The 23,640-nt window shown below is 63.5% G+C and carries 19 protein-coding genes; 12 read left to right on the top strand and 7 right to left on the bottom strand.

The genetic code is table 11. The features are described from left to right. Positions 1–233: 233 nt before the first annotated feature. From NZ453_RS15435 to NZ453_RS15465, 7 genes are read left to right on the top strand one after another with little or no spacing between them, the layout of a single operon-like run. Positions 234–1,064, top strand: coding sequence for a DeoR/GlpR family DNA-binding transcription regulator (locus NZ453_RS15435; RefSeq protein WP_263771599.1), 831 nt, complete (start codon positions 234–236; stop codon positions 1,062–1,064). Continuing rightward, the gene (locus tag NZ453_RS15440) at positions 1,061–2,185 is read left to right on the top strand and encodes a four-carbon acid sugar kinase family protein (protein WP_263771600.1); all 1,125 of its coding nucleotides are present in this window, start codon (positions 1,061–1,063) and stop codon (positions 2,183–2,185) included. Before NZ453_RS15435 ends, NZ453_RS15440 begins: the two co-directional genes overlap by 4 nt. A gap of 11 nt (positions 2,186–2,196) precedes the next feature. Further along, the gene (gene pdxA, locus NZ453_RS15445) at positions 2,197–3,207 is read left to right on the top strand and encodes a 4-hydroxythreonine-4-phosphate dehydrogenase PdxA (RefSeq protein WP_263771601.1); all 1,011 of its coding nucleotides are present in this window, start codon (positions 2,197–2,199) and stop codon (positions 3,205–3,207) included. Positions 3,208–3,242: 35 nt separating this feature from the next. Next, positions 3,243–4,448, top strand: a complete 1,206-nt coding sequence (locus NZ453_RS15450; RefSeq protein ID WP_263771602.1) for a sialidase family protein — start codon at positions 3,243–3,245, stop codon at positions 4,446–4,448. A 25-nt stretch (positions 4,449–4,473) separates the two neighbouring features. Then, entirely contained in the window at positions 4,474–5,628 is a 1,155-nt protein-coding gene (locus NZ453_RS15455; RefSeq protein ID WP_263771603.1) for an iron-containing alcohol dehydrogenase, read from the top strand. A 46-nt stretch (positions 5,629–5,674) separates the two neighbouring features. After that, on the top strand, positions 5,675–6,400 hold the full coding sequence (locus NZ453_RS15460; RefSeq protein WP_263771604.1) for a TerC family protein: 726 nt from the start codon (positions 5,675–5,677) through the stop codon (positions 6,398–6,400). Continuing rightward, positions 6,397–7,011, top strand: coding sequence for an HAD family hydrolase (locus NZ453_RS15465; RefSeq protein ID WP_263771606.1), 615 nt, complete (start codon positions 6,397–6,399; stop codon positions 7,009–7,011). Before NZ453_RS15460 ends, NZ453_RS15465 begins: the two co-directional genes overlap by 4 nt. Positions 7,012–7,037: 26 nt before the next feature. On the opposite strand, the gene nagB is transcribed toward NZ453_RS15465, so the two are convergent. Both nagB and nagA read right to left on the bottom strand, forming a co-directional pair. Next, on the bottom strand, positions 7,038–7,808 hold the full coding sequence (gene nagB / locus NZ453_RS15470; protein ID WP_263771607.1) for a glucosamine-6-phosphate deaminase: 771 nt from the start codon (positions 7,806–7,808) through the stop codon (positions 7,038–7,040). A gap of 71 nt (positions 7,809–7,879) precedes the next feature. Continuing rightward, complete coding sequence (nagA, locus tag NZ453_RS15475) at positions 7,880–8,992, bottom strand: N-acetylglucosamine-6-phosphate deacetylase (protein WP_263771608.1); 1,113 nt, start codon at positions 8,990–8,992, stop codon at positions 7,880–7,882. 247 nt (positions 8,993–9,239) lie between these two features. Between nagA and ptsP the strand changes: the two genes are divergently transcribed. The 4 genes from ptsP to NZ453_RS15495 all read left to right on the top strand — a co-directional run bounded on the left by ptsP (position 9,240) and on the right by NZ453_RS15495 (position 15,126). Continuing rightward, entirely contained in the window at positions 9,240–11,810 is a 2,571-nt protein-coding gene (gene ptsP, locus NZ453_RS15480) for a phosphoenolpyruvate--protein phosphotransferase (protein ID WP_263771609.1), read from the top strand. A 152-nt stretch (positions 11,811–11,962) separates the two neighbouring features. Beyond that, complete coding sequence (nagE, locus tag NZ453_RS15485; protein WP_263771610.1) at positions 11,963–13,774, top strand: N-acetylglucosamine-specific PTS transporter subunit IIBC; 1,812 nt, start codon at positions 11,963–11,965, stop codon at positions 13,772–13,774. 168 nt (positions 13,775–13,942) lie between these two features. After that, positions 13,943–14,704, top strand: coding sequence for a GntR family transcriptional regulator (locus NZ453_RS15490; protein ID WP_263771611.1), 762 nt, complete (start codon positions 13,943–13,945; stop codon positions 14,702–14,704). 191 nt (positions 14,705–14,895) lie between these two features. Next, complete coding sequence (locus NZ453_RS15495) at positions 14,896–15,126, top strand: hypothetical protein (RefSeq protein WP_263771613.1); 231 nt, start codon at positions 14,896–14,898, stop codon at positions 15,124–15,126. Positions 15,127–15,317: 191 nt separating this feature from the next. Here the strand turns inward: NZ453_RS15495 and NZ453_RS15500 are convergent, their stop codons facing one another. From NZ453_RS15500 to NZ453_RS15520, 5 genes are all read right to left on the bottom strand, one after another. After that, positions 15,318–15,584, bottom strand: a complete 267-nt coding sequence (locus NZ453_RS15500) for a KTSC domain-containing protein (protein WP_263771614.1) — start codon at positions 15,582–15,584, stop codon at positions 15,318–15,320. 140 nt (positions 15,585–15,724) lie between these two features. After that, positions 15,725–17,185: an efflux transporter outer membrane subunit gene (locus NZ453_RS15505; protein WP_263771615.1), complete on the bottom strand. Its 1,461-nt coding sequence runs from the start codon at positions 17,183–17,185 to the stop codon at positions 15,725–15,727. Between the two features lie 14 nt (positions 17,186–17,199). After that, positions 17,200–20,394, bottom strand: coding sequence for an efflux RND transporter permease subunit (locus NZ453_RS15510; RefSeq protein WP_263771616.1), 3,195 nt, complete (start codon positions 20,392–20,394; stop codon positions 17,200–17,202). A gap of 12 nt (positions 20,395–20,406) precedes the next feature. After that, positions 20,407–21,570: an efflux RND transporter periplasmic adaptor subunit gene (locus NZ453_RS15515; protein ID WP_263771617.1), complete on the bottom strand. Its 1,164-nt coding sequence runs from the start codon at positions 21,568–21,570 to the stop codon at positions 20,407–20,409. A 55-nt stretch (positions 21,571–21,625) separates the two neighbouring features. Further along, positions 21,626–22,444, bottom strand: a complete 819-nt coding sequence (locus tag NZ453_RS15520) for an alpha/beta hydrolase (protein ID WP_263771619.1) — start codon at positions 22,442–22,444, stop codon at positions 21,626–21,628. A 133-nt stretch (positions 22,445–22,577) separates the two neighbouring features. Between NZ453_RS15520 and NZ453_RS15525 the strand changes: the two genes are divergently transcribed. Then, the gene (locus NZ453_RS15525) at positions 22,578–23,591 is read left to right on the top strand and encodes a LysR family transcriptional regulator (RefSeq protein WP_263771620.1); all 1,014 of its coding nucleotides are present in this window, start codon (positions 22,578–22,580) and stop codon (positions 23,589–23,591) included. Positions 23,592–23,640 lie beyond the last annotated feature (49 nt).

Raw genomic sequence — 23,640 nt, forward strand, 5'->3', positions numbered from 1 at the left:
ATCATTTTATCGCTAATAATCAGAACATTATGGTTGTGTGTGCTGGCCTGCGTTAAGGAGCCGAGGACAAATGCCTAATCTAGAAAGGGTGATTTGGTGGTGGTAAGCCGCCTAAATGTGACGTTATCTTGATATGGACTAGAAATAGGGCTGTCGTGTCGATTGCGTTATCTATCGTAAAGTGTCAAAATCTACCAAGAAAAGCGGCTGCCGAGCCGGGAAAGTGAGGAATCGTGGAACAGGTAGTGCAGAACGATAACTGGCTGGATGTGGAGAACACGCCTTTGCTGCCGGCCCTGCGGCGGCAGCGGATCGCCGAGTTCCTGCATCATCATGGCGCCGTGACGCTGCAGCAGTTGGCGGAGGCGCTTCACGTATCGCTGTCGACCTTGCGGCGCGACCTCGACGCTCTGGCCGAAGAGGGTGTCGTCGAGCGGACGCATGGCGGCGCGATTCTCCGTCATCTTCAATACAGCACGTTCGAGCCCAATATCACGGCAGCGCGCGATCTGTCGCCGCGCGAAAAACGCCTCATCGGTGCCGCTGCGGCCGAGTCGTTGGTGCCCGGGCAGAGCGTGATTTTTGATAGCGGCAGCACGGTGCTGGAAGCTGCCCGCGCCGTCGTGGCGCGCAAGATCCCGATCGTTGCGGTGACGAACGACATCGAGATTGCCCAGGTGCTGAACAGCAGTTCCCTCGTGCAAGTGCACGTTTTCGGCGGGCAGCTTCGCCCCGGCAGCAACACGTTGGTGGGCGAACAGGTACAGAACGCCGCTAAGCTGATCCGTGCCGATGTCCTGTTTTTCGGCGCGCATGCGGTGACCGACAACGTGGTTTCCGAAACGTCGCCCGAAGTGGCCGCCGTCAAACGTGCATTGATGCGTTCAGCAACGTCGTGCCGGCTTTTGGTTGACGCCTCGAAGTTCCGCCCGCGCGTCTTCATGACCGTTTGCGATATGGGCGAGATTGCCGAAGTCATCACTGACGAAGGCGCGCCGCAGGAAGAGCTGGAGAGAATCCGCTCGGTGGGTGCCAAGCTGACCATCGCCAAGAACGCCGCATGACGCAAGTCCGGATTCTCGCCGACGATTTGACCGGTGCGCTCGACACGGCGGCAGCCTTTGAGGGCAGCGTACCGGTGTTTCTAGATCGGCCGCCGGTGGACGAGGTCGAGAATCATGAAGTGGCCGTGGTCGCCACGCCGACGCGGGACGTCGAACCGGCGAGCCTGCCCGGTTTTCTCGAACCCGTCGCCGACTGGTTTGCAGCTGGCCGGGTGGCGCTCAAGAAAGTCGACAGCTTGTTGCGCGGAAACACATTTGAAGAAATGGGCTGGCTCTACCGGCGTGCTGCTTTCGACCACGCGGTGTTTGCGCCTGCATTTCCCGGTCAGGGACGCATCACTGCCGATGGTCACCAATGGATCGTGCATTCCGGCGAGCCGCCGCAGCCGGTGGCTGTTCCGTTTCGCGACGAGTTCGCTCGCCTGGGTATCACGTCGAACCCGAGGGTCGAAGAGTCCCCTGAGCTTTGGATCGCTAACGCAAGCACGGATGCCGAACTTGACGATGTCGTGCAACGCGGCGAGAGCCTCTCCGGGCGGGTGATGTGGATCGGCAGTGCCGGCCTGGGCAACGCCTTGGCGCGCCGACATGGCTTGGTGGCGGCAAACGAAGCGACTTCGGAATTGCCCAGAGGCTCTGGGCCGACCGTGATGATCAGTGCCAGCTTCCAGGCGGTTTTTCGCGAGCAATGGGCTGCATTGCGGGCATGCCGTAACCCGGGGGCGATAGCCGAAGCAGCGGACCCGGACCAGATGGTGTCCGCGATTTCGCAAGTCCGCTCAGGCGCGGCGGAAGCCTGGTTCGACCTTTCCCCACGGCAGCGTATCGATGTGCGCCGGGCGACCGAAAACCTGGACGCGAATACGAAGAGGCTCGTCGGCGAACTTCCGAAGCCCGGCCGGTTGATCGTCGTCGGCGGTGACACCTTGCTCGGTCTTTGCCGAGCGTCGGGAGCCACGGGATTGCTCACGCATCCATCGCCACGGCCCGGTTGGGGCTGTGCGCAGGTGATCGGCGGCGTCTGGGACGGGTTGCCTTGTTACTCACGTTCGGGCGCGTTCGGTACGCGGGATGACCTCGTCGCCTTGTACGCCGCCCTTGGTCATGCAACGTCTTGTTGAGAGGAAACGAAATGTCTAAAGCCATCCGTCTGGCGGTCACCATGGGCGATCCGGCCGGGATCGGGCCCGAAATCGTCGCCAAGGCCGCGCTCAAGCTGGCGCCGGAAATCGCCAAGCAACGCATGGAGCTGCTTGTCCTCGGCAGTTCGGTCGCGTTGAACAAAGCGTGTGCGCAGTTGGGCGTCGACGTTGGGGCATTGCCGTTGAAGATGATCGACGTGGGGCCGGTCGCGGGGGAAATCGTCACCGGCCAGATCGCTCCGGTCGGCGGCGAATGGGCCTACCGCGCGGTAAAGAAGGCGGCCGAGATGGTTCAGGCCGGCGAAGCCGACGCCATCGTCACGGCGCCGCTCTCGAAGGAAGCGCTGCACCTCGCTGGTCACCATTATGAAGGCCACACCGAACTGCTGGCGCATCTCACCGGCCAGCGTGACGCCGTGATGATGCTTGCCCACGGGCCGATGCGCGTCACGCACGTCACCACGCACTGCGCCATTGCTGACGTGCCGTCGCGGATGACTCCCACCCGCTTGCGCCGAGTCTTCTCGGTGACGCTCGAGGCTCTCGAATGCCTCGGATTCGACAAGCCGCGTCTGGGCGTTGCCGGTCTCAATCCCCACTCCGGCGAGGGCGGAATTCTTGGGAAGGAGGACGAGCAGATCATCGCGCCGATCATCAAGGAGTTCGTCGACCAGGGTTACGACGTGATTGGTCCGGTGCCGGGAGACACGGTGTTCATCAAGCTGCGTGCCGGCCAGTTCGACGCGGTCGTCGCCATGTTCCATGACCAGGGCCATATCCCGGTCAAGCTCCTCGGTTTCGACGTCGATCCGGTTTCCGGCAAATGGCAGGCAATCAGCGGCGTGAATGTCACGCTCGGCTTGCCCATCCTGCGCACCTCGGTTGATCACGGGACCGCCTTCGACATCGCCGGCAAGGGCATTGCCAATCCGGACAGTCTGGTGGATGCCGCCGAGTACGCGCTGAAGTTGCTTGAAGGGCGCCGCCGCAAGGGCCTGTAACGGACACTTAGCATCATCACGCCAGGAGTTCAGCCATGACGACCGCGACCCCGTGGCCGGGAGAGAATCCCGCGTGTCTCAATCCCCACCCCGACGATCCGTTGCGACTGATCGCCGATCTTCCATCGCCCTGCGTGCAGAATCACGCGGCTAACCTGATGCCGCTGTCCAACGGCGATCTTGCCTGCGTCTGGTTCGGCGGTAGCCAGGAGGGAAAGTCCGATATCTCGGTTTACTTTTCCCGATTGCCTGCCGGCGGCACATGCTGGTCGCCGGCCGTCAAGCTGTCCGACGATCCGGCTCGCTCCGAACAGAACCCGATTCTCTTTCCCGCGCCGGACGGCACCTTGCGGCTGTTCTATACGGCGCAGAAGTCGGGCAACCAGGATACTTCGATCATCCGTTACCGCGTCTCGCAGGACAACGGCGTTACGTGGGGGCCGATCGGCGTGTTGTTCGACCAGCCCGGAACGTTCGTACGCCAGCCGGTGATCGTTCTCGATAATGGGGATTGGCTCATTCCCGTTTTCTATTGCAGGACGTCGCCAGGCGAGAAATGGGTCGGCAACGACGACGTGAGCGCCGTGCGTATTTCGTCCGATCAAGGGCGCACATGGAATGAGGTTGAAGTGCCTGCCAGCGTGGGCTGCGTGCACATGAACATCGAGAAGATGCCGGACGGCTCGCTGTTTGCGATGTACCGCAGCCGTTGGGCCGACAACGTGTACATGAGCCGCTCCGACGACAATGGGCGGACGTGGACACCCCCGGTCCCCACCGAACTTCCCAACAACAACTCGTCGATTCAATTCACTCGCCTGACGAACGGCCATTTGGCGATCGTCTTCAACGATTCGTCGGCGGCGCAGGCCATCGAACGTCGATTGTCGCTTTACGACGAGATCGAAGATGAAGAGCAAATGGCAAGCGCGGCGTCTCCGGCCGTCGAACCGACGCCCTCCGCCGGCCGACGCACGGCATTCTGGGGCGCGCCGCGCGCGCCGATGACCCTGGCCATCTCAGAAGATGGCGGCCGCACGTGGCCGTTCAAACGCAATCTCGAAGTCGGCGATGGCTACTGCATGACCAATAACTCGGAACTGCAGCTCAATCGCGAGTACTCGTATCCGAGCATCAAGCAGACGCCGGACGGTTTCATCCATATCGCCTACACCTTCTACCGCCAGAAGATCCGCTACGTGCGGCTGCGTGAGGAGTGGGTGAAGGCGGGCAACAAATGAACAGGCAATACCGGGAGGCGGAAAAATGAGCACCTACACCCTACTCAATGCCGGACGCATCGTCGCCGGGCCAGGAAGCGTCGCCAACATCACCGAGATCGTCGCCGAAATCGGCGCCGAAAAGGTGCTTATCATCACCGACAAGGGCGTGGCCGGTGCAGGCCTGATCGACAAACCGAAGGCGTTGCTGGAGAGCGCCGGGGTGGCTGTGGCCGTCATCGACAATACGCCGCCCGAGCCGGATGTGGACCAAGTCAATGCCATCGTCGCGGCGGCCCGGCTGCATGCGCCGCAACTCGTCGTCGGCATCGGTGGCGGCAGCGCCATGGACGTGGCGAAGGTCGCGGCTGTCTTGCTGGCTAACGACGTGTCATTGCGCGACTTGCTGAACAAGGCGCCGATCGCCAGCCGCGGCGTGCCGACGCTGATGATTCCGACGACAGCCGGAACCGGCTCGGAAGCAACGCCGAACAGCATCGTCCTGGTGCCCGAAGACGAACTGAAGGTGGGCATCGTCAGCCCGAGGCTAATGCCCGACGTGGTGATCCTCGACCCGCAACTGACGCTCGGCCTGCCGCCTGCTATCACCGCATCGACCGGGATGGACGCCCTCTGCCATGCGATCGAATGCTATACGTCGAAGAAGGGCAACCCGTTCAGCGAGATGCTGGCGCTCAAGGCGATTACGCTGATCTCGCGCAGTATCCGCAAGGCATTTGCACAGGGCGACGATCTCGAAGCGCGCCATGACATGCTGCTGGGTGCGATGTACGGCGGTATGTGCATTGCCACTTCGAGTACGACGGCGGTGCATGCGTTGGCCTACCCGCTCGGCGGCAAATACCGCATTCCGCACGGTATTTCGAATGCCATCCTGCTTCCTTTTGTGATGCGCTTCAATGTCGTCGGCAACGAGGGGAAGTTCCGGGACGTCGCCATCGCCATGGGTATCGACGTGGCCGGACGGTCGAACAACGAGGCGGCCGCCGCCCTGATCGAAGCGCTTTTCACGCTCAATCGCGACCTGCAGATCCCCGCCGACCTCAAGCGTTGGAAGATCACCGAGGCCGATCTCGATGCCTTGGTTGACGGCGCGGCGAAGGTGACGCGATTGCTCGACAACAACCCTCGACCGATGAGTGTGGCCGACATCCGATCAATCTATGCACAACTCATGTAAAAAATAGGAGAAAATCTGGACTTTTGACCACTGAGTGGAGGGGGCGATGCTTTTTTTATGGTCGAGCGCGTTCTGGGTCGGGATGCTGAAAATCGTGTGGGTCAACATCCTACTATCCGGAGATAACGCCGTTGTGATCGCCCTGGCGTCGCGGGCTCTTCCGGCATCGCAGCAAAAGAAAGCGGTTGTGTGGGGATCGATCGCAGCCATCGGCATGCGGATCGCCTTGACGATATTCGCGGTGCAGTTGCTCGGCCTGCCTTGGTTGAAGGCGATCGGAGCCGTCCTGCTGATCTGGATCGGCATTCAGCTCCTCACCGACGATGGCGGCGAGGACGACATTGAGGAAGCGGGGAGCCTGCTTGCCGCCGTGAAGACGATCCTGATCGCTGACTTGGTGATGAGCCTGGATAACGTTCTCGCAGTCGCCGGCGCGGCGGATGCCGCTCCGCCCGAAACCAAACTTCTGCTGCTCGTGGTCGGACTTGCCTTGTCGATTCCCATCGTCATTTTCGGCAGCAGCATCGTTCTCAAGTTCATGGATCGCTTCCCCGTGATCGTAACGCTCGGCGCCATGCTGCTTGGCTGGATCGCGGGTGAGATGCTTTACAAGGAAGAGGTCGTGGCGTCGTCCGTCAGCAGCATGGAATACATGCACTACGGGCTGCCCGTGATCGGCGCCCTGTTGGTCCTGATCATCGGCAAGGTGATGACCCGGCGTGCCGCCGAGGAAAGTCTGGTCACGGAAGCCGAGGGGGCCGCGGAGGAGTGAAGGCACCCATCGATACCGTCGTCTTCGACGTCGGCAATGTCCTGATTCCTTGGGATCCACGTTGGCTTTTCCGCAAGCTGTTGCCGAGCGAAGCCGCTGTCGAAACCTTCCTTGCCGAGGTCGACTTCGCCGCCTGGAATGCGTTGCACGATGCCGGCCAGACCTTCGAGCGCGGCATCGCTCAACTCTCGGCTGATTTTCCGCACTATCGTCATCTCTTGCAGGCCTACTTCGACCGCTGGGAAGAGACGATCGCCGAACCCATCCACGGTACCGTCGCATTGGCCCGTCGGCTGCGCGAAACCGGCTACAGGACGCTGGCGCTGACGAACTTTTCGCGCGAGACCTTCCCGCGTGCCGTCTGCCTCAACCCGTTCCTCAAGGAGTTCGAGGGCGTCCTCGTTTCCGGCGACGAGATGATCGTGAAGCCGGACCCGGCGATCTATCGGCTGCTCTGCGAACGTTACGACGTGGTCCCCGAGCGGGCCGTGTTCATCGACGACAGCCCGGCCAACGTCGAGGGGGCCAGGAACATCGGCATGCACGCGCTGCGATTCACTTCGCCCGAACAGCTCAGCACCGATTTGCAGGCCCTCGGCATCCGCGTTTGACGCGGTTTTGCGGCGCATAGCGCTTTTTAAGGACGCTGCCAGTCTGGCTTGTTGTCGTAAACCCAGCGGTAGTATTCGGCGCGCTGCAGCTTGGACGCGGCGCCGGTATCCAGACAGAAGCGCGCCTCCGGGTGCATTTGCAGGGCCGACGCCGGATTGATGGCGGTCATCGGGCCCTCGGCCGCTTCGGCCACGGCCTGCGCCTTTTGTGCTCCAAACGCCAGCAGAAGTACTTCGCGCGCTTCCATGATCGTCCCGATGCCCATCGTGACAACGTGATGCGGCACACTTTCCTCGTCGCCGAAAAAGCGCGCGTTGTCTTTGCGCGTCTGCGGTGTCAGCGTCTTGATGCGCGTACGCGAAGCGAGCGACGACGTCGGCTCGTTGAATCCGATATGGCCGTCGGTGCCGATTCCCAATATCTGCAGATCGATGCCTCCCGCTGCGCGGATTCTTTTTTCGTAGGCCGCGCAGACTCCCGGAATGTCTTTGGCATTGCCGTCAGGAATATGCACCCGGGCCCTGTCGATGTTGACGTGGCGGAAGAGGTTCGTCCACATGAAGCTGTGGTATGACTGCGGGTGGTCTTGCGGCAAGCCGATGTATTCGTCGAGGTTGAACGTCGTCACGCGACTCCAGTCGAGCTTTTTCTCGATCAAGGAGCGATAGAGCAGCAACGGCGTACTGCCCGTCGCCAACCCGAGCACGGCATCGGGTTTCTCGCGCAGTAGGCGGGCAACGATCATTGCCGCGATCTCCGTTGCGGCTTCCGGCGTTTCCTGGATGACTATTTCCATCTATGTTCCATTGATTTCGGTTTGGACGGCGAAGAAAAGCACGGCGGCGCCGGCGTGATCGGGTTGCGCCGTCAATGGTGGCAAAGGTTGATCGCCTCGCCTTCGACGAACACATGCGTCAGATGCATCTGCGGCGACATGACGACGATATCGGCGTAGGCCACTGGCTGGAGCCGTCCGCGTTCAAACTCGCCGAGGTAGTCCGCCGGGAAGGTGGATACGTGGCGCGCTGCTTCATCGATTGGTATACCGATCGACAGCAAGTTGCGGAAAGCCTGGTCCATGGTCAGAACGCTTCCCGCCAGCGTGCCGTCAGCAAGCCGGACACCGCCCATGCAACGGGTGACGCGCTGCGATCCAAGGTGATACTCGCCGTCCGGCATGCCGGCACCGGAGGTCGAATCCGTCACGCAATAGAGTTTGGGGATCGCCCGCTTTGCCGCCCGGATTGCGCCGGGGTGGACATGTAGCAAATCCGGAATGATTTCGGCATACTCGGCGTGCGCCAGCGCCGCGCCGACCATGCCCGGCTTGCGGTGATGCAGTTCGCTCATTGCGTTGAACAAGTGGGTGAAGCCGCCGGCTCCGGCGTCGAGCGCAGCCACGCCGTCCTCATAGCTGCCGTTGCTGTGGCCGATCTGCGGCACGATGCCGGCCACCTTCAACTGGCGAATGAAATCCAGATGACCGGCGAGTTCTGGCGCAATCGTCAGTACGCGGATCGTTGCCAAGGCGTTCAACGCCCCGAGTTCCTCCGGCGTTGCCGGACGGCAGTCGTTGGGTTGGGCGCCGAGCCGGCCGGGGTTGATGAACGGGCCTTCGAGATGGACGCCGAGAACGCGCGCGCCGCCTTCCGCGCGGGACCGCATGGCCCTTCCTACATCGCGCAGGGCATGCTCGATTTCCGGGCGGCGTGCCGTCATCGTCGTCGCCAGCAGGCTGGTTGTCCCGTGGCGCGCATGCGTCCGGGCCAACACGTCGATCGCTCCCTCGCCGTCCATCACGTCGGCACCACCGCCGCCATGCACGTGCAGGTCCACGAATCCTGGGAGAACGAGAGCATCGGCCGGACTGGGAGCCGGCACCTCTTCCCCCTCGATGGCGACAATTCGCGTATCGAAGGAAATCGATCCCTTCACCCATCCCTCAGGCGTCAGGATGCATCCGGTGAGTTGATTCTGCATAAGCCTTATCCGAATTGGTAATTCCACTATAGTACCAGTCGGGCGAGGAGGTCAATGCGCTGACCGCTCTGTCAAGAAACGCCCACTGGTTTCTACCACGGCAGTATGCGAGAACTGTAGGAGAGCAGAGTTGCTATCCGCGAAGCGTGTACCTCGTTGACACGCTGTTACAACTGGTCTTACACTGGTTTCATTCTAGTTAATCTGCGGGGGGCCGCGGTTACGGCGACCCGATATGGAGCCATCGATGACCTTGTCGCAACAGACGCTGTCGGCGTTCGCCACGGGAACGGTTGTCTCGCTCGGGTCGGTGCCCGACCCGGTGTTTGCCGGCGGCATGATGGGCGACGGTGTCGCGGTCGATCCGACCGAAGGTCGGTTGTGCGCTCCCTGTGCCGGGCGCGTCGTTCAACTGCATGCGTCGCGGCATGCCTGCATTCTCGAGACAGACGACGGGATGCGCGTCCTCCTGCATGTGGGTATCGACACCGTGCTCCTGAAAGGTGCCGGGTTCTCGACACGTGTGGCGCAAGGCGATCTCGTTTACGCCGGGCAACCGCTGATCGAGTTCGACATCGCCGAACTCGCCCGCCAAGGCAAGCCCTCCATTACCATCTTGACCGTCGAGAACGGTGACGCCTTCGCTATCACGTGGCGTACCGACCGCTCTACTGTTGCGGTCGGTGCCCCACTACTCGCCGTGAGCACGAAAGCCGACGCCGAAGCAGGCGAGGCTGGGCAGGCATCGGACGCTTCTTCGCTCACGGCAGCCGACGCAGAGACCGCTAAAGGTTGGGCCATTGTCCGCCACCCGGGCGGACTGCATGCCCGGCCGTGCGCGGCCCTCGCCGCCTCGGTCAAGCCCTTCGCGGCCGTCGTCGAGATCGAAGCGCGCAGTCGGCGCGCCAACGCGCGCAGTGTCACTGCCGTCATGGGCTTGGCTGTCGATGAAGGCGAAGAAGTCCAAGTCGTCGCCGTTGGCGAAGGCGCAGGCGACGCGCTGGAAGCCGCTGTCGTGGCTCTGGAGACGCCGTTGCCTGCCGAAATGCCCATGCCGGCGAGCATCGTAGCGCCGGTTGCTGCATCGGTGGCGCTGAACGGACATCAGTTGGCCGGCGTTGCCGCTGCTCCCGGCCTCGCCATCGGCGCCACCGCGCGCTTCGGTCACGCCGTAGCCGCGATCCGCGAGCAGGGCGAGGGCGAAATTCTTGAACGGCGCGCGCTCGCGGCCGCGCTGCAGGCGGTAGCCGGCGAGATCGAGGCGGCCGTCGCCGAAGCGGCGCGACGCGGTCTCGCCGAGCAAGCCGGCATTTTCGCCGCGCATCGCACATTGGTTGAAGACCCGGAATTGTTTGCCTATGCCGCCGGATTGATCGCGGCCGGCAAGAGCGCCGCATTCGCCTGGCGAGCCGCCGTCGAAGCACAGTGTTCCACGTTGCAGGCCACCGGAAATGCCTTGCTGGCCGGGCGCGCCGCCGACCTGCGCGATGTCGAGCGCCAGGTATTGCGCAAGCTGGCCGGCGAGGAAGCGGAGGCGCTCTCGCTGCCGCCGGACTCGATCGTGATTGCCGATGATCTCGCGCCATCGGATTTTCCGGCGTTGTTGCGCGCCCGTGTCGCCGGCATTGCGACCGAACAGGGCGGGCCGACCTCGCATGTCGCGATCCTCGCCCGCGCCCATGGTATTCCGGCTCTGGTGGCCCTCGGGCCGCGTCTGGCCGAAATCGCCGACGAGACCATGGTCGTGCTCGACGCCGACCGTGGCGTTCTCGATGTAGCGCCCTCCATGCAGGATCTCACCGCCGCGGAAGCGGAAGTCGCCCGTCGGCGGAGCCTCGCGGCCGAAGCGCGCGCCCGGGCCTGTGACCCGGCGACGACGCGCGACGGAACGCGCGTCGAGATCGCCGCCAACGTGGCCAGCGCCGCCGATGCCACTGAAGCCGCAGCACTAGGCGCCGAGGCGATCGGTCTCCTGCGTACCGAACTGTTGTTTGCCGAACGCCAGTCGGCGCCCACAGAGGCGGAGCAGTGCGCGTGTTATCAGGAGATCGTCGACGCGATGCGGGCGTGCCAACCGGGCAATGTAATCATCCGTACGCTCGATGTCGGCGCCGACAAAACCCTGCCGTATCTGCCGCTGGCAGACGAGGAGAACCCGGCGCTCGGTCTGCGCGGCATCCGTTTGTCGCTTTCCCGCGAAGCGGTCTTCATCGAGCAGTTGCGCGCGATCCTCGGTGTGCAGCCGCGCGCGGCCGTGAAGATTTTGCTGCCGATGGTCGCCGACGTCGGCGAGGTGCGCGCCGTACGTGCCCTCATCGACCGTTTGGCGGCCGAAAGCGGAGGGGAACAAAAGATCGAAGTCGGCGTGATGATCGAAACGCCGGCCGCTGCGGTACTCGCCGACCAGCTTGCGTGCGAGGCGGACTTCTTCTCGGTCGGTACGAACGATCTTACGCAGTATGCCTTGTGCATGGATCGAGGGAATGCCGCATTGGCGGCGCGTATCGACGGTTTGCATCCGGCGGTGTTGCGTCTTGTCGCCCTTGCTGCGCAGGGCGCGGAGCGCCACGGGCGGTGGCTTGGCGTCTGCGGTGCTCTCGCCTCGGACCCGCTGGCGGTGCCGTTGCTCCTCGGCCTGGGCGCGAGCGAGCTGTCATTGAGCCCTGCGGTGATTCCAGAAATCAAGGCCGTAGTGCGGCGCCTCAGCCTCGCCGATTGTCGTGACGCGGCACGGCAGGCGGTCGATCTGCCATCGGCGGCGGCGGTACGGGAATACGTGAAGAAGAACTGGCCGTGGCTTGACGGAGCGGCGGGTTGAAGTGACGGGGGGCGAGCGATGAAAGCGGCTGAACGGGGCATGAGCCCTCCGACCGAACGAGTTTTATCACCGACATGCCCGGACGAATCCGGTGCGGGCATCCGGTTCTTTTCGCAGAAGTGTCGTTTCGTTTTCTACATGAGGAAATCAAAGTGAGCGCTCTAGGCTATCTGCAAAAAATCGGTCGCGCGTTGATGGTACCGGTGGCGGTTCTTCCGGCGGCCGCGATCATGATGGGTGTCGGTTACTGGCTCGACCCGAACGGTTGGGGTGCCGACAGTGCCGTGGCGGCCTTCCTGATCCAGGCCGGCGCGGCGATTATCGACAAGATGGCGATCCTGTTCGCGATCGGTGTCGCCTACGGCATGTCGAAAGACAAGGATGGTGCCGCGGCGCTGGCCGGTCTCGTCGGCTACCTTGTCGTCACGACGCTGCTCAAGCCGAACGTCGTCGCCCAAATCCAGGCGATACCGCTCGAGCAGGTGCCGGTCGCGTTCAAGAAGATCGAGAACCAGTTCGTCGGCATCCTGTGCGGCGTGATTGCCGCCGAACTCTACAACCGCTTCAGCGGCATCGAACTGCACAGGACGTTAGCCTTCTTCTCCGGCCGGCGCCTCGTGCCGATCATCACCTCGGCGGTAATGATCGTCGTCTCGTTCATACTCATGGCCGTGTGGCCGCCGCTGTACAGCGGCCTGGTCGGCTTCGGTGAGTCGATCGTCAACCTCGGCTCGGTCGGTGCGGGCATCTATGCGTTCTTCAACCGCCTGCTCATCCCGGTGGGCTTGCACCATGCGCTGAACAGCGTGTTCTGGTTCGACGTGGCCGGCATCAACGACATCCCGAACTTCCTGGCCGGCGCCAAGGCGCTGTCCGAAGGCAAGGCAGTGCTCGGCGTGACGGGCATGTACCAAGCCGGGTTCTTCCCGATCATGATGTTTGGCCTGCCGGGCGCGGCGCTTGCGATCTACCGTGCCGCCAAACCGGCCAACCGTACGCGTGTTGCCTCGCTGATGCTCGCCGCGGGTTTCACGTCGTTCTTCACCGGCGTGACGGAGCCGCTCGAGTTCTCGTTCATGTTCGTCGCTCCGCTGCTTTATGTGCTGCATGCGCTCCTGACCGGCATTTCGGTTTTCCTCGCGGCGCAGTTGCACTGGATCGCCGGTTTCGGTTTCAGCGCCGGGCTCGTTGACATGATGCTTTCGGCCCGCAACCCGCTGGCGGTTAACTGGTACATGTTGATCGTACAAGGCGTCGTTTTCTTCGCGCTCTACTACTTCGTGTTTTCGTTCGCCATTCGCGCGCTGAACTTGCGTACGCCGGGCCGCGAGGAAGATGAGAACGAGAAGGGAGTTGCGACTTCTCCCGTACAGGGAATGGGCACCGCCCCCGCGCACGCTTCCGCGTCCATGGGCGATGCCGAGAGCCTGGCCCGCGCTTATCTGGCGGCCATCGGCGGGGCGGCAAACGTGGTCGATGCGGACGCCTGCATCACCCGTCTGCGGCTTACCTTGCGTGACGTGAGCAAGGTCGACGAAATGGCGGCGAAACGTGCCGGCGCGAGCGGTGTCATTCGTCTCAACAACCAGAACGTCCAGATCATCGTCGGCCCACAAGCCGAATCGATCGCGACCGCCATGCATAAGGTATTCGGCGGTGCTGCGTCGGGCAACGATGGATCGGCGGCAAAGGGCTCGGGCAGTGAGGTCGAGTCGCTCGCCCGCGATTACCTCTCGGCGATCGGCGGTGCGACCAACGTTTCCGACGTCGACGCCTGCATCACCCGCCTGCGGCTCACGTTGAAGGACGGGTCTCGGGTGGACGAAGCGGCGGCGCGCCGTGCCGGAGCCAGCGGTGTGATCAAGCTCAATAGCCAGAACGTCCAGATCGTCGTTGGACCGATGGCCGAACTTGTCGCCGCGGCGATGCAGCGCCTGCTGGCCAAGGGTGCTGCGACAAGCTGAGCGATTCGGAGGACGCGCGAGAGGCGTCCGCGCATTCGGCCGACATATGCTTTCGTCGTTGTCGGCCGAGGGGAAGTTTCCAAGGCGCCCCTCGCTACGATCCGGTATCCGGGCCGAGTGGTATCATTCGGCATGTCTCGCCATCTTTCGCAGAACGATTCCGAATAAGTGAGCAACATAGCCGAATCGCAAGAAGCGGATTCCCTGGTCGCCGAACTCAAGCTCGATCCTACGGCGTCGCCGCACCTCTATCTGCAGGTCCGTAACGGACTGGAACGGCTGATTCGTCAAGGCCGGTTCAGCGCCGACGACCCCCTGCCTTCCGAGCGGGTGCTCGCCGACAAGCTGGGAATCTCGCGCGTGACGGCGCGTAAGGCGATCGGTGCGCTGGTGGACGAAGGACTTGTGGTGCGTCGGCACGGTTCGGGCAATTACATCGCGCCGATGCTCGAACAGCCGCTAACCCGTTTGACGAGTTTTACCGAAGAGCTCAAGCAAAGGGGATTTGTCCCCCACTCGCGTTGGATACGGCGGGTGATCTCGGTCGTCGGTCCGGAAGAAATGGTGGCGTTGGGCCTGCCGCCCGGCGAACGGGTTGCGCGGCTCGAACGGGTTCGTCTCGCCGACGAGACGCCGATGGCGTATGAGGCGAGCGCGTTGCCGATCACGGTCGTTCCGGACCCGGAGGCGGTGACGGATTCCCTCTACACTTATCTCGCGGAACGCGACTGCGTACCGGCGCGCGCGCTGCAGCACATCCGTGCTGCCAACGCCAACGCCCGCCATGCCGAACTCCTCGGTATTCCGCTCGGGCAGGCGCTCCTTTTCATTACCCGCATCGGCTACCACAGCGATGGCCGCCCGGTTGAAATCACCCACACTTGGTGCCGCAGCGACTACTACGATTTCGTCGCCGAACTGCGCCGCTGATTTCTGCGACTGGCTCCCGCAGCTGACTCCTTTCCCTCGTACGGCAGCGCCTGTTTCGTGTCCGGCCCCCGTTGTCCAGTGTCACAAGGTGCACGACGCGACACAAAAAAGACACGATTTCAGGGTCTCTCCCTGATATAAATCCACCCTGGCTTTTTCAAACCCACCACCCGAGACCCGGAGGATCCCGAATGGCAGTCGGTAGCGTCGGCAGTAGTGCAATGGCTTACATCCAGCAGAACAACCAGGCGAATGCGCGCGGAACGGAACTTGACCTCGCCCGCATGCAGAAACAGCACGAAGCGCTGAAGGCGGTCGTCAGCGAGAGCTTTGCGATCAAAGCCGAGCAAAACCAGACGATGAACAAGATCAAGGAATCGGCGCTGAACACGGCTCAGGCTCGTATCGACACCTGGGCGTAGCGTACCGAGACGCTGGCAACGCCCCGCTGTTTTTTCGCATACAGCGGTTCAAACCATTTACCCGTGATTCGCTGCCGGTCGTCTTCGAACGGCCGGCGTTTCGCCGCGCCGCGAAAAATGAGACCGGGCGGGGCCCAGACGCTTGACGTGCGGTCGTCCCCCGGGTCGCTGTACCCCGAACAGCGGTGGCGCTACTTCTTGAACAATTCGTCGAGCGGGTTGGGCCTCTTTTCGGCCGTCTCGGTCGCCGCAACGAAGCGGCTCGTGTACTCCTCTTCGACGTTGTCGCGGTAATAGCTCCACGCCGAACCGGACGTCGACAGCCGTCGCCAGACCTCGTCGCCGACTCCGCTGTGTTCGACCACGCGGCCGTTGTCGAACTCAACCCGCAGCAGCCGATCCCGCGGCTCGTAGCCGACGGCGCGCAGTTTCCCGGAATGCAGGCGTTTCATCTCCATGGCGGTCTCCTGGTCACGTGATTGGCGGACGGGCGCGGTGGCTCCGTGTGCCATTATTGTGCCTCGAATCGCCGTTGTCGGTGTGCAGGACGGGGAAATGCGAATGCGGGGCTGCCTCGCTTTCAGCAGCCCCAAAGACCTCAAGGCGTTGCTTGCGCTACATCCCATCCGCCCCCGAGCGCCCGGATCAGGGCGACGGTGGCCCGAGCCTGTTCCGCGCCGAGTTGGACCGCGACGCGTTGCTGCTGCAGCACGCTGCGGTCGGCGTCGATCACGCCGAGGTGGCTGATCGAGCCTTCACGGTACTGCGTCTGCGACAGGTCGGCGGCACGGCGGGATGAGCGTACGGCATCGTCCTGCGCCCGCATCTGCTCGTCGAGCAGGCGCAAGTGGGCGAGGTTATCCTCGACGTCCTTGAAGGCGCGTAGCACCGTTTGCCGGTACGTGGCGACTTCCTCGTGGTAAGCGGCGGTGGCGCGGTCGAGGCGTGCCTCGCGGGCGCCGCCGTCGAAGATCGGCAGCGACAGCATCGTCCCGACGACCGGACCGAGAACGAACGCGCGACTGCTCCACTTGAAGAGATCGCCCAGCTCCGCGGATTCGTAACCCAGCGTTCCCGTCAGCGTCAGGCTCGGGAAGAACGCAGCCCGTGCCGCTCCGACGCGGGCATTGGCGGCGGCCATGGCCCGTTCGGCGGCAGCGATGTCCGGTCGCCTCTCGAGCAGGGCTGAAGGCAGCCCGCTGGGGACGCGCACTGTCGCATGGTCGAGCGGCCGGGGTGCCAGCGAGAACGCGGCCGGCGCCTGCCCGAGCAGGATCGCCAGGCTGTGTTCGGCGGCGGCCCGCAACCGTGCGACGCCGACCTGCTCGGAACGCGCCGTGGCAAGTTCGGTACGCGTGCGTGCAACCTCCAGCTCGCTGACGTAGCCCTCGTCGAAACGGCGTTGCATCAGACCCGCGCTGCGTTCGCGCAGGCGTACCGTTTCCGCATAGAGTTCGGCGAGAGCGTCGAGTTCGCGCACGGTGAAATAGGTCTGCGCGACGTCGGCCTGAACTGCGAGCTGCATCGAGTGGAACAACGCCTCCTGCTGATCGCCGGCTGCCGTGGCGGCGTCGACGGTGCGGCCGATGCGGCCGAACAGGTCGACTTCGTAAGATACCGTGGCTTGCGCGCGCCATAGCGTGAACGGGTCGCTGTCGGCACCCGCCTCCAGGCCGCGTGAGGCGGGCGACGAACGCTGGCGCGTCGGGCCGGCCCCGACGTCGATCTGCGGGAAGTACGCGGCGCGCGCATCGCGCTGCGTGGCGCGAGCCTGGGCGACGCGCGCCAGGGCTGCTTTCAGATCCTGGTTGGCTTCCGCCGCCTGCGTCTGCAGCGCGTCGAGCGTCGGATCGCGGAACACCTTCCACCACTCGCCGCGCGGCACGCTTTCCGCCGGCTCGGCGGCTTTCCATTGGCCTTCCGCGGTTTCCTTGAAGGCGGTCGGTGTATCGACGGCAGGTCGCTGGTAATCCGGGCCGGTGGCGCAACCGGCGAGCAGCATTGCGCTCGCCAGTAGCGTCAGCGCCGCGGCATTGAATCGGGGGGTTGTATGCAGCATGGTCATTCTCCGCATCAGACGTGTTGGACGGCTTCGCGCGCGGCGAGCGGCGCTTCGTGGTGCGTGGCCGAATGCAATGGGCGACGCTTGCCGAGCGAGCGCAACAGCACGTAGAAGACAGGCGTCAGGAAAAGGCCGAAGAAGGTTACGCCGAGCATGCCGAAGAAGACCGCTACGCCCATCGCGTGCCGCATCTCCGATCCCGCACCGCTCGACAGGACGAGGGGAACGACGCCCATGATGAAGGCGATCGACGTCATCAGGATCGGCCGCAGGCGCAGCCGGCTGGCACGGAACGCCGCTTCCGCCGGCGTCGCGCCCTGCAGCTCCAGCTCGCGTGCGAACTCGACGATCAGGATCGCGTTCTTGCAGGCGAGCCCGACCAGAACCATGAGCCCGATCTGCGTGAAGATGTTGTTGTCGCCACCCGTCAGGAAGACTCCGGCCAGGGCCGCCAGGATGCTCATCGGCACGATGAGGATGATCGCGAGCGGCAGCGTCAGGCTCTCGTACTGAGCGGCAAGCACAAGGAACACAAGCAGCAGGCTGATCGGGAACACCCAGATGCCGGCGTTGCCCGCCAGAATCTTCTGGTACGTAAGGTCTGTCCACTCGAAGCGCACGCCACGCGGCAGCGTTTCGGCGGCGATGCGCTCAGCGGCGGCCTCCGCTTGTGCCGACGAATAACCGGGCGCCGGGCCGCCGTTGATGTCGGCCGCCGTGTAGCCGTTGTAGCGCACGACCATTTCCGGCCCGTACGTCGTCCGCACCTTCACCAGTGAAGAGAGCGGCACCATCTCGCCGCTGCTGTTGCGCGTCTTCAGCTGCAGAATGTCTTCAGGGCGGGAGCGGAACGGCGCATCCGCTTGGGCGCGTACCTGGTAGGTGCGGCCGAAGCGGTTGAAGTCGTTCACATACAGCGAACCAAGGTAGATCTGCATGGTATCGAACACGTCGGTGACGGAAACGCCTTGCTGCTTCGCCTTCACGCGATCGAGATCAACGTTGAGTTGCGGAACGTTGATCTGATAGCTGGAGAAGGTGGGGCCGAGCTCGGGCGTCTTTGCCGCCGCCGCCATGAAGGCGTTGGCCGCGGCGCTCAACTCCGCGTAGCCGACCGAACCGCGATCCTCGAGCTGCATCTTGAAGCCGCCGAGCGTGCCCAGCCCCATCACCGGCGGTGGCGGGAAGACGGCGATGAAGGCTTCCTTCAGCGCGCTGTACTTCTGGTTGAGTGCGCCCGCGATGGCTCCGGCCGAAAGACTCTTGTCGTGACGTTCGTCGAACGGTTTGAGCGTCGCGAAGACGATGCCGGCGCTCGAACTGTTGGTGAAGCCGTTGATCGACAAGCCGGGGAAGGCGATGGCGCTTTCCACCCCCGGCTGCGCGAGAGCGATTTCACCCATGCGCCGGATCACCGCCTCGGTACGGTCCAGCGATGCGCCGTTGGGCAGTTGCGCAAAACCGATCAGGTACTGCTTGTCCTGTGCCGGAACGAAGCCGCCGGGAAGGATGTAGGAAACACCGGCGGTGAGTGCGATCAGCAAGGCGTAAACGCTCATCGCGGAGACCTTGCGCCGAACGACGCCCGTCACGCCCCGTCCGTAGCTCTCCGAAGCGCGTCCGAAGAAGCGGTTGAACGCATCGAAAAAGCGGCCGAGAAAGCGGTTCATCTGCCGCGTCAGCCAGTCGGGCTTGCTGTCGTGGCTCTTTAGCAGCAACGCCGCGAGCGCTGGAGAGAGCGTCAGCGAATTGAACGCCGAGATCACCGTCGAGATGGCGATCGTCATCGCGAACTGTTTGTAGAACTGGCCGGTGAGCCCCGTCATGAACGCGAGCGGTACGAACACTGCGACGAGCGTCAGCGCGATGGCGATGATCGGCCCGCTGACCTCCCGCATGGCCCGGTACGTCGCTTCGCGCGGCGTCAGGCCGGCTTCGATGTTGCGTTCCACGTTTTCGACGACGACGATCGCGTCGTCGACCACGATGCCAATGGCAAGCACCATCCCGAATAACGACAGGGCGTTGATCGAGTAGCCGAAGGCGAGCATCAGCGAGAAGGTGCCGACGATCGACACGGGGACGGCGAGCAGCGGGATGACGGAGGCACGCCAGGTCTGCAGGAACACGATGACCACCAGCACGACGAGCGCGATGGCTTCGAGCAGCGTATGCACGACCGCCTTGATGCTGGCCCGCACGAATTGCGTCGGGTCGTATTCGATGCGGTACTCGACGGACGACGGGAAATCCTTGGCGAGTTCAGCCATCGTCGCGCGTACCTGCGACGAGACTTCGAGCGCGTTGGCGCCAGGCGATTGCATGATGCCCATGCCGATCGCCGGCTTGTTGTCGAGCAATGAACGAAGTCCGTACTCGGCGGCGTCGAGTTCGACGCGCGCCACATCGCCTAGCCGTGTGATGCCGCCGTCGGGGGACGACTTGAGAACAATTTCTCTGAATTCTTCGGCCGACTGCAGCCGGCCCTGCGCGTTGACCGAAAACTGCATCGCGGTATCCGCCTGCGTCGGAGAGGCACCGATGACACCGGCGGCTACCTGTACGTTCTGCTCGCGAATCGCGCGCACGACGTCAGGCGCCGTCAGTCCGCGTTGCGCTACCTTTTGCGGATCGAGCCAAACCCGCATGGCATAGTTGCCGGCGCCCCATATGGCCACTTCGCCGACGCCGGAAAGGCGCGCCAGCCGGTCCTTGATGTTGAGCACCGCATAGTTGCGCAAATACGTGGCGTCATAGCGGTCGTCGGGCGAGATCAGGTGCACCACCAGCGTCAGCGTCGGCGAGCTCTTTACCGTCGTCACGCCGAGGCGCTGCACGTCTTCGGGTAGTCTTGGCAAAGCCTGCGAGACGCGGTTTTGCACGAGCTGCTGTGCTTTGTCGGGATCGATACCGAGCTTGAAGTACACGGTCACCGTCAAGTTGCCGTCGCTGTTCGCCTGCGACTGCATGTAAAGCATGTCCTCGACGCCGTTGATCGACTCCTCGAGCGGTGACGCGACAGTCTCGGCGATCACCTTCGGGTTGGCGCCCGGATACTGCGCCCGCACGACCACCGATGGCGGGACTACTTCCGGGTACTCCGATATGGGTAGCCGGAAGAGCGCCAGGATTCCGCCGAGCAGGATGAGCATCGACAGGACGCCGGCGAAGATCGGCCGGTCGATAAAGAATCGCGAGATGTTCATGATGCGTGGTCCTCAGCCTTTCTGCGCTAGCGTGGTCGCGCCACCCATCGGTACGGCGTTGGGCGTGATCGCATCGCCCGGGCGCACGCGCTGCAGGCCGTTGACCACGATGCGTTCGCCGGCCTTGAGCCCGCTTTCGACGACGCGCAAGCCCTCCTGAATGCTGCCGAGCAGCACTTCGCGATACGCCGTCTTGCCGTCGGCACCGACGACAAGGACGAAGCGCTTGTCCTGATCGGTGCCCACCGCTTTCTCGTCGATCAGCAGCGCGTCGCGCTGGTCGGCACCGCCAAGTCGCACGCGGGCGTAAAGCCCGGGCACCAGTCGGCCGCCGGGGTTGTCGACGAGCGCACGCACGCGGATCGTCCCCGATGTGCTGTCGAGCCGGTTATCGACCGAACTGAGAATGCCTTCCAGCGAGTAGTTTTCGTCATTGGCCAACCCGAGATGAACCGGCAACGGTTTGCCCTGGGCGCCGCTCACCACCTTCAGGTAGCTCTGCTCATCGACGTCGAACGACACATAGATGCGATCTGCGGAGACGAGCGTCGTCAGCGGCCGGCTATCAGAGGGAGCGACGAGATTGCCGACCGTCACTTCGGCACGCGAGGCACGGCCGGTGATCGGCGAGGTGATATGCGTGTACTCGAGATTCAACTGCGCCACGCGCAACGCAGCCCGGGCGGCCTGCAGATTGGCATCCGCTTCGCGGGAAGCGTTCTGCTTCTCGTCGAAGTCGCGTCGCGCGATGGCATTATCGGCAAGCAGGCGCTCGCTGCGCGCCAGGTCATCCGCGGTGTACGCGGCCCGTGCTTGCGCGGCGGCGACGACGGCTTCGGCTCGCGCCACCTCGGCCGCGAAAGGTCGCGGATCGATCGTGAACAAGAGGTCCCCCTTCTTTACCAGGCTGCCATCCTTGAAGTGGACAGCCGTCAATATTCCGGAGACCTGCGGGTGAACCTCAACGCGCTCAACGGCCTCCAGGCGGCCGGAATATTGCTGCCATTCGGTTACCAGCCGGCTGCCGACTTCGGCCACGTCAACGGTGGCCGGCGCGGCGGCCGCCGGTCCGGGGGCCGCCGCCGCGCGGCTCTGATAAGCCGTGAGCCCCCCGCCCACGATGAAGAGGCCGGCAATAGCGGCGACAAGTACGAACTGCTTATGACGTCGGGGCATGGCGATTCCTTTCTGTGACACGGGTTAATGCAAAATCGTTTGTCGGCGTTTGGGTTTATGTGCGCGAGGCGCTATCCGTCCGCAGCCGATGACGAAGAAAACAACCGATCTCTTCCAGCGCCGGCGTGTGGCGCGGAAGGGCCGCATGGGTAATGCCGGGAAAGCGCACAACGTGCGTTGGCACCCCGGCGGCAATCAGCGAGGCCGCGTACTTCTCGGCCTCGTCGTGCAACACGTCGCACTCCGCCGTCAGAATCAACGCTGGCGGCAGACCCGCCTGTCGGCATGAGACGAGCGGTGAGGCGTAGGGATGCAGACGCTGGCGGGAATATGGCAGGTACTGCCGATACCGTTCGGCACATATGGTCGCGTCGATATCCGATTTGATCCGTATGGCGTCCGCAAGCCGCGTCATGCTTGGATCGAGCATTGGACCGATCAGCACCTGGGCCGCAATGGCCGGGCCGTTACGGTCGCGCGACATCAGCGTCAGGCTAGCCGCCAGGTTGCCGCCGGCATCGTCGCCGGCAACCACGAGGCGGTGCACGTCGCCGCCAAAGCCCGTAGCATTGTCTGCCATCCATAGCGCAGCGGCATGCACGTCCTCGGGCGCGGCTGGGAACGGGCGCTGCGGCGCAAGGGCATAGTCCACGGCCAGCACCAACACGCCGCACGCTTCGGCAATGAATCGCGCCGGCACGTCAGCGTCATTGAGGCTACCGCTCACGAAGCCACCCCCGTGGAGGTAGAGCACGACCGGAAGGAGTCCTGCGGATTTCGGCTCTCCGTGCAGACGGGCGGCCATTGCGCCGGCGGGGCCGGGAATCGCGAAGTCGCGTAGGCGTGAGGCGGTCGGATTGAGCAGAGTGTCCATCGCGTTTGTCGGTAGTGAAACAAAGTCAAAAATCGATGGAGCAATTCTCGATGCTGTTTGTCTATGGATAAATATCCAAAATCCGACAACACTATTCAGTTCGAGCAAACAATCCGAGCCGGAGAATCGACCGATGGACCGTTTTCAAGCCATGCAAGTATTCACTCGCGTTGTCGATTGCCACAGCTTCACGCGCGCCGCCGACAACCTCGGTCTGCCGCGCGCGACGGTGACGACGATCATTCAAAGCCTGGAGGCGGCGCTACAAGTACGCCTGCTCAATCGGACGACACGGCGCATCAGCCTGACGCCCGACGGCGCCGCCTATTACGAGCACTGCGCGCGCATCCTGGCGGAAGTCGACGAGACGGAAGCGTCGTTCCGGGACGCGGCCCGCGGACCGAAGGGGCGCCTGCGCGTCGACGTGCCGTCAGTGATTGGCCGTCTCATTTTGATTCCGCGCCTATGCGAATTTCATTCGAAGTACCCCGACGTCGAGCTTGTCATCGGTATGGGTGATCGGTTGGTGGACCTCGTACGCGAGGCCGTTGACTGCGTCATACGCGTCGGCGAGCTTCAGGACTCGACGCTCGTCGCGCGGCGCATCGGATCGTTCAGCTCGATCACCTGCGGCTCGCCGGATTACCTGGAACGTCATGGAACGCCGAAGAGCATCGACGATTTGCAGGATCATCACGCTGTCCACTACTTCTCTCACCGCACAGGCCGCACGATCGACTGGGACTTCGTCGTGGATGGCGTCGCGACGCCGGTGAAGATGCGCGGCATGGTCTCAGTGAACGACGCGGAGGCATACCTCGCCTGCGGCCTGCAAGGCTTCGGCCTTATTCAGCCGGCACGCTTCATGGCGATCCCGCACCTTCAGTCGGGGGCGCTGGTCGAGATTCTGCCGCAACTTTCGCCGTCACCGATGCCCATTTCCGTGGGGTATATGCAGAACCGGCATCTTTCGCCGAAGGTGCGCGCTTTTGTCGACTGGGTCGCCGACCTGTTCGGCAGTTGCCCATTGCTTGGCGGCGCGGCGCATGCCGCCCGCGAATGCGGCTTTCCCTACCGCCCCGGGTACAACACGCTGCGCAGCGAGGTCGAGCAACAGAACGCCGAGGAACAGGCGACCGTTGTCTAGCGGCGGTGGCAAGCGCGGTCAACGCGAGCGTCTTGCGCTGCCTAGCTGC

The organism is Propionivibrio soli, from assembly GCF_025770765.1.
GTDB lineage: Bacteria > Pseudomonadota > Gammaproteobacteria > Burkholderiales > Rhodocyclaceae > Propionivibrio > Propionivibrio soli.

Excerpts from the sequence above, each read along its gene's own strand:
- NZ453_RS15500 (WP_263771614.1), bottom strand. The coding sequence starts at position 15,584 with ATGGAGATGAAACGCCTGCATTCCGGGAAACTGCGCGCCGTCGGCTAC.
- NZ453_RS15505 (WP_263771615.1), bottom strand. The coding sequence starts at position 17,185 with ATGCTGCATACAACCCCCCGATTCAATGCCGCGGCGCTGACGCTACTG.
- NZ453_RS15495 (WP_263771613.1), top strand. The coding sequence starts at position 14,896 with ATGGCAGTCGGTAGCGTCGGCAGTAGTGCAATGGCTTACATCCAGCAG.
- NZ453_RS15525 (WP_263771620.1), top strand. The coding sequence starts at position 22,578 with ATGGACCGTTTTCAAGCCATGCAAGTATTCACTCGCGTTGTCGATTGC.
- NZ453_RS15520 (WP_263771619.1), bottom strand. The coding sequence starts at position 22,444 with ATGGACACTCTGCTCAATCCGACCGCCTCACGCCTACGCGACTTCGCG.
- NZ453_RS15455 (WP_263771603.1), top strand. The coding sequence starts at position 4,474 with ATGAGCACCTACACCCTACTCAATGCCGGACGCATCGTCGCCGGGCCA.
- NZ453_RS15460 (WP_263771604.1), top strand. The coding sequence starts at position 5,675 with ATGCTTTTTTTATGGTCGAGCGCGTTCTGGGTCGGGATGCTGAAAATC.
- nagA (WP_263771608.1), bottom strand. The coding sequence starts at position 8,992 with ATGCAGAATCAACTCACCGGATGCATCCTGACGCCTGAGGGATGGGTG.
- ptsP (WP_263771609.1), top strand. The coding sequence starts at position 9,240 with ATGACCTTGTCGCAACAGACGCTGTCGGCGTTCGCCACGGGAACGGTT.
- pdxA (WP_263771601.1), top strand. The coding sequence starts at position 2,197 with ATGTCTAAAGCCATCCGTCTGGCGGTCACCATGGGCGATCCGGCCGGG.
- NZ453_RS15450 (WP_263771602.1), top strand. The coding sequence starts at position 3,243 with ATGACGACCGCGACCCCGTGGCCGGGAGAGAATCCCGCGTGTCTCAAT.
- NZ453_RS15440 (WP_263771600.1), top strand. The coding sequence starts at position 1,061 with ATGACGCAAGTCCGGATTCTCGCCGACGATTTGACCGGTGCGCTCGAC.
- NZ453_RS15510 (WP_263771616.1), bottom strand. The coding sequence starts at position 20,394 with ATGAACATCTCGCGATTCTTTATCGACCGGCCGATCTTCGCCGGCGTC.
- nagB (WP_263771607.1), bottom strand. The coding sequence starts at position 7,808 with ATGGAAATAGTCATCCAGGAAACGCCGGAAGCCGCAACGGAGATCGCG.
- NZ453_RS15515 (WP_263771617.1), bottom strand. The coding sequence starts at position 21,570 with ATGCCCCGACGTCATAAGCAGTTCGTACTTGTCGCCGCTATTGCCGGC.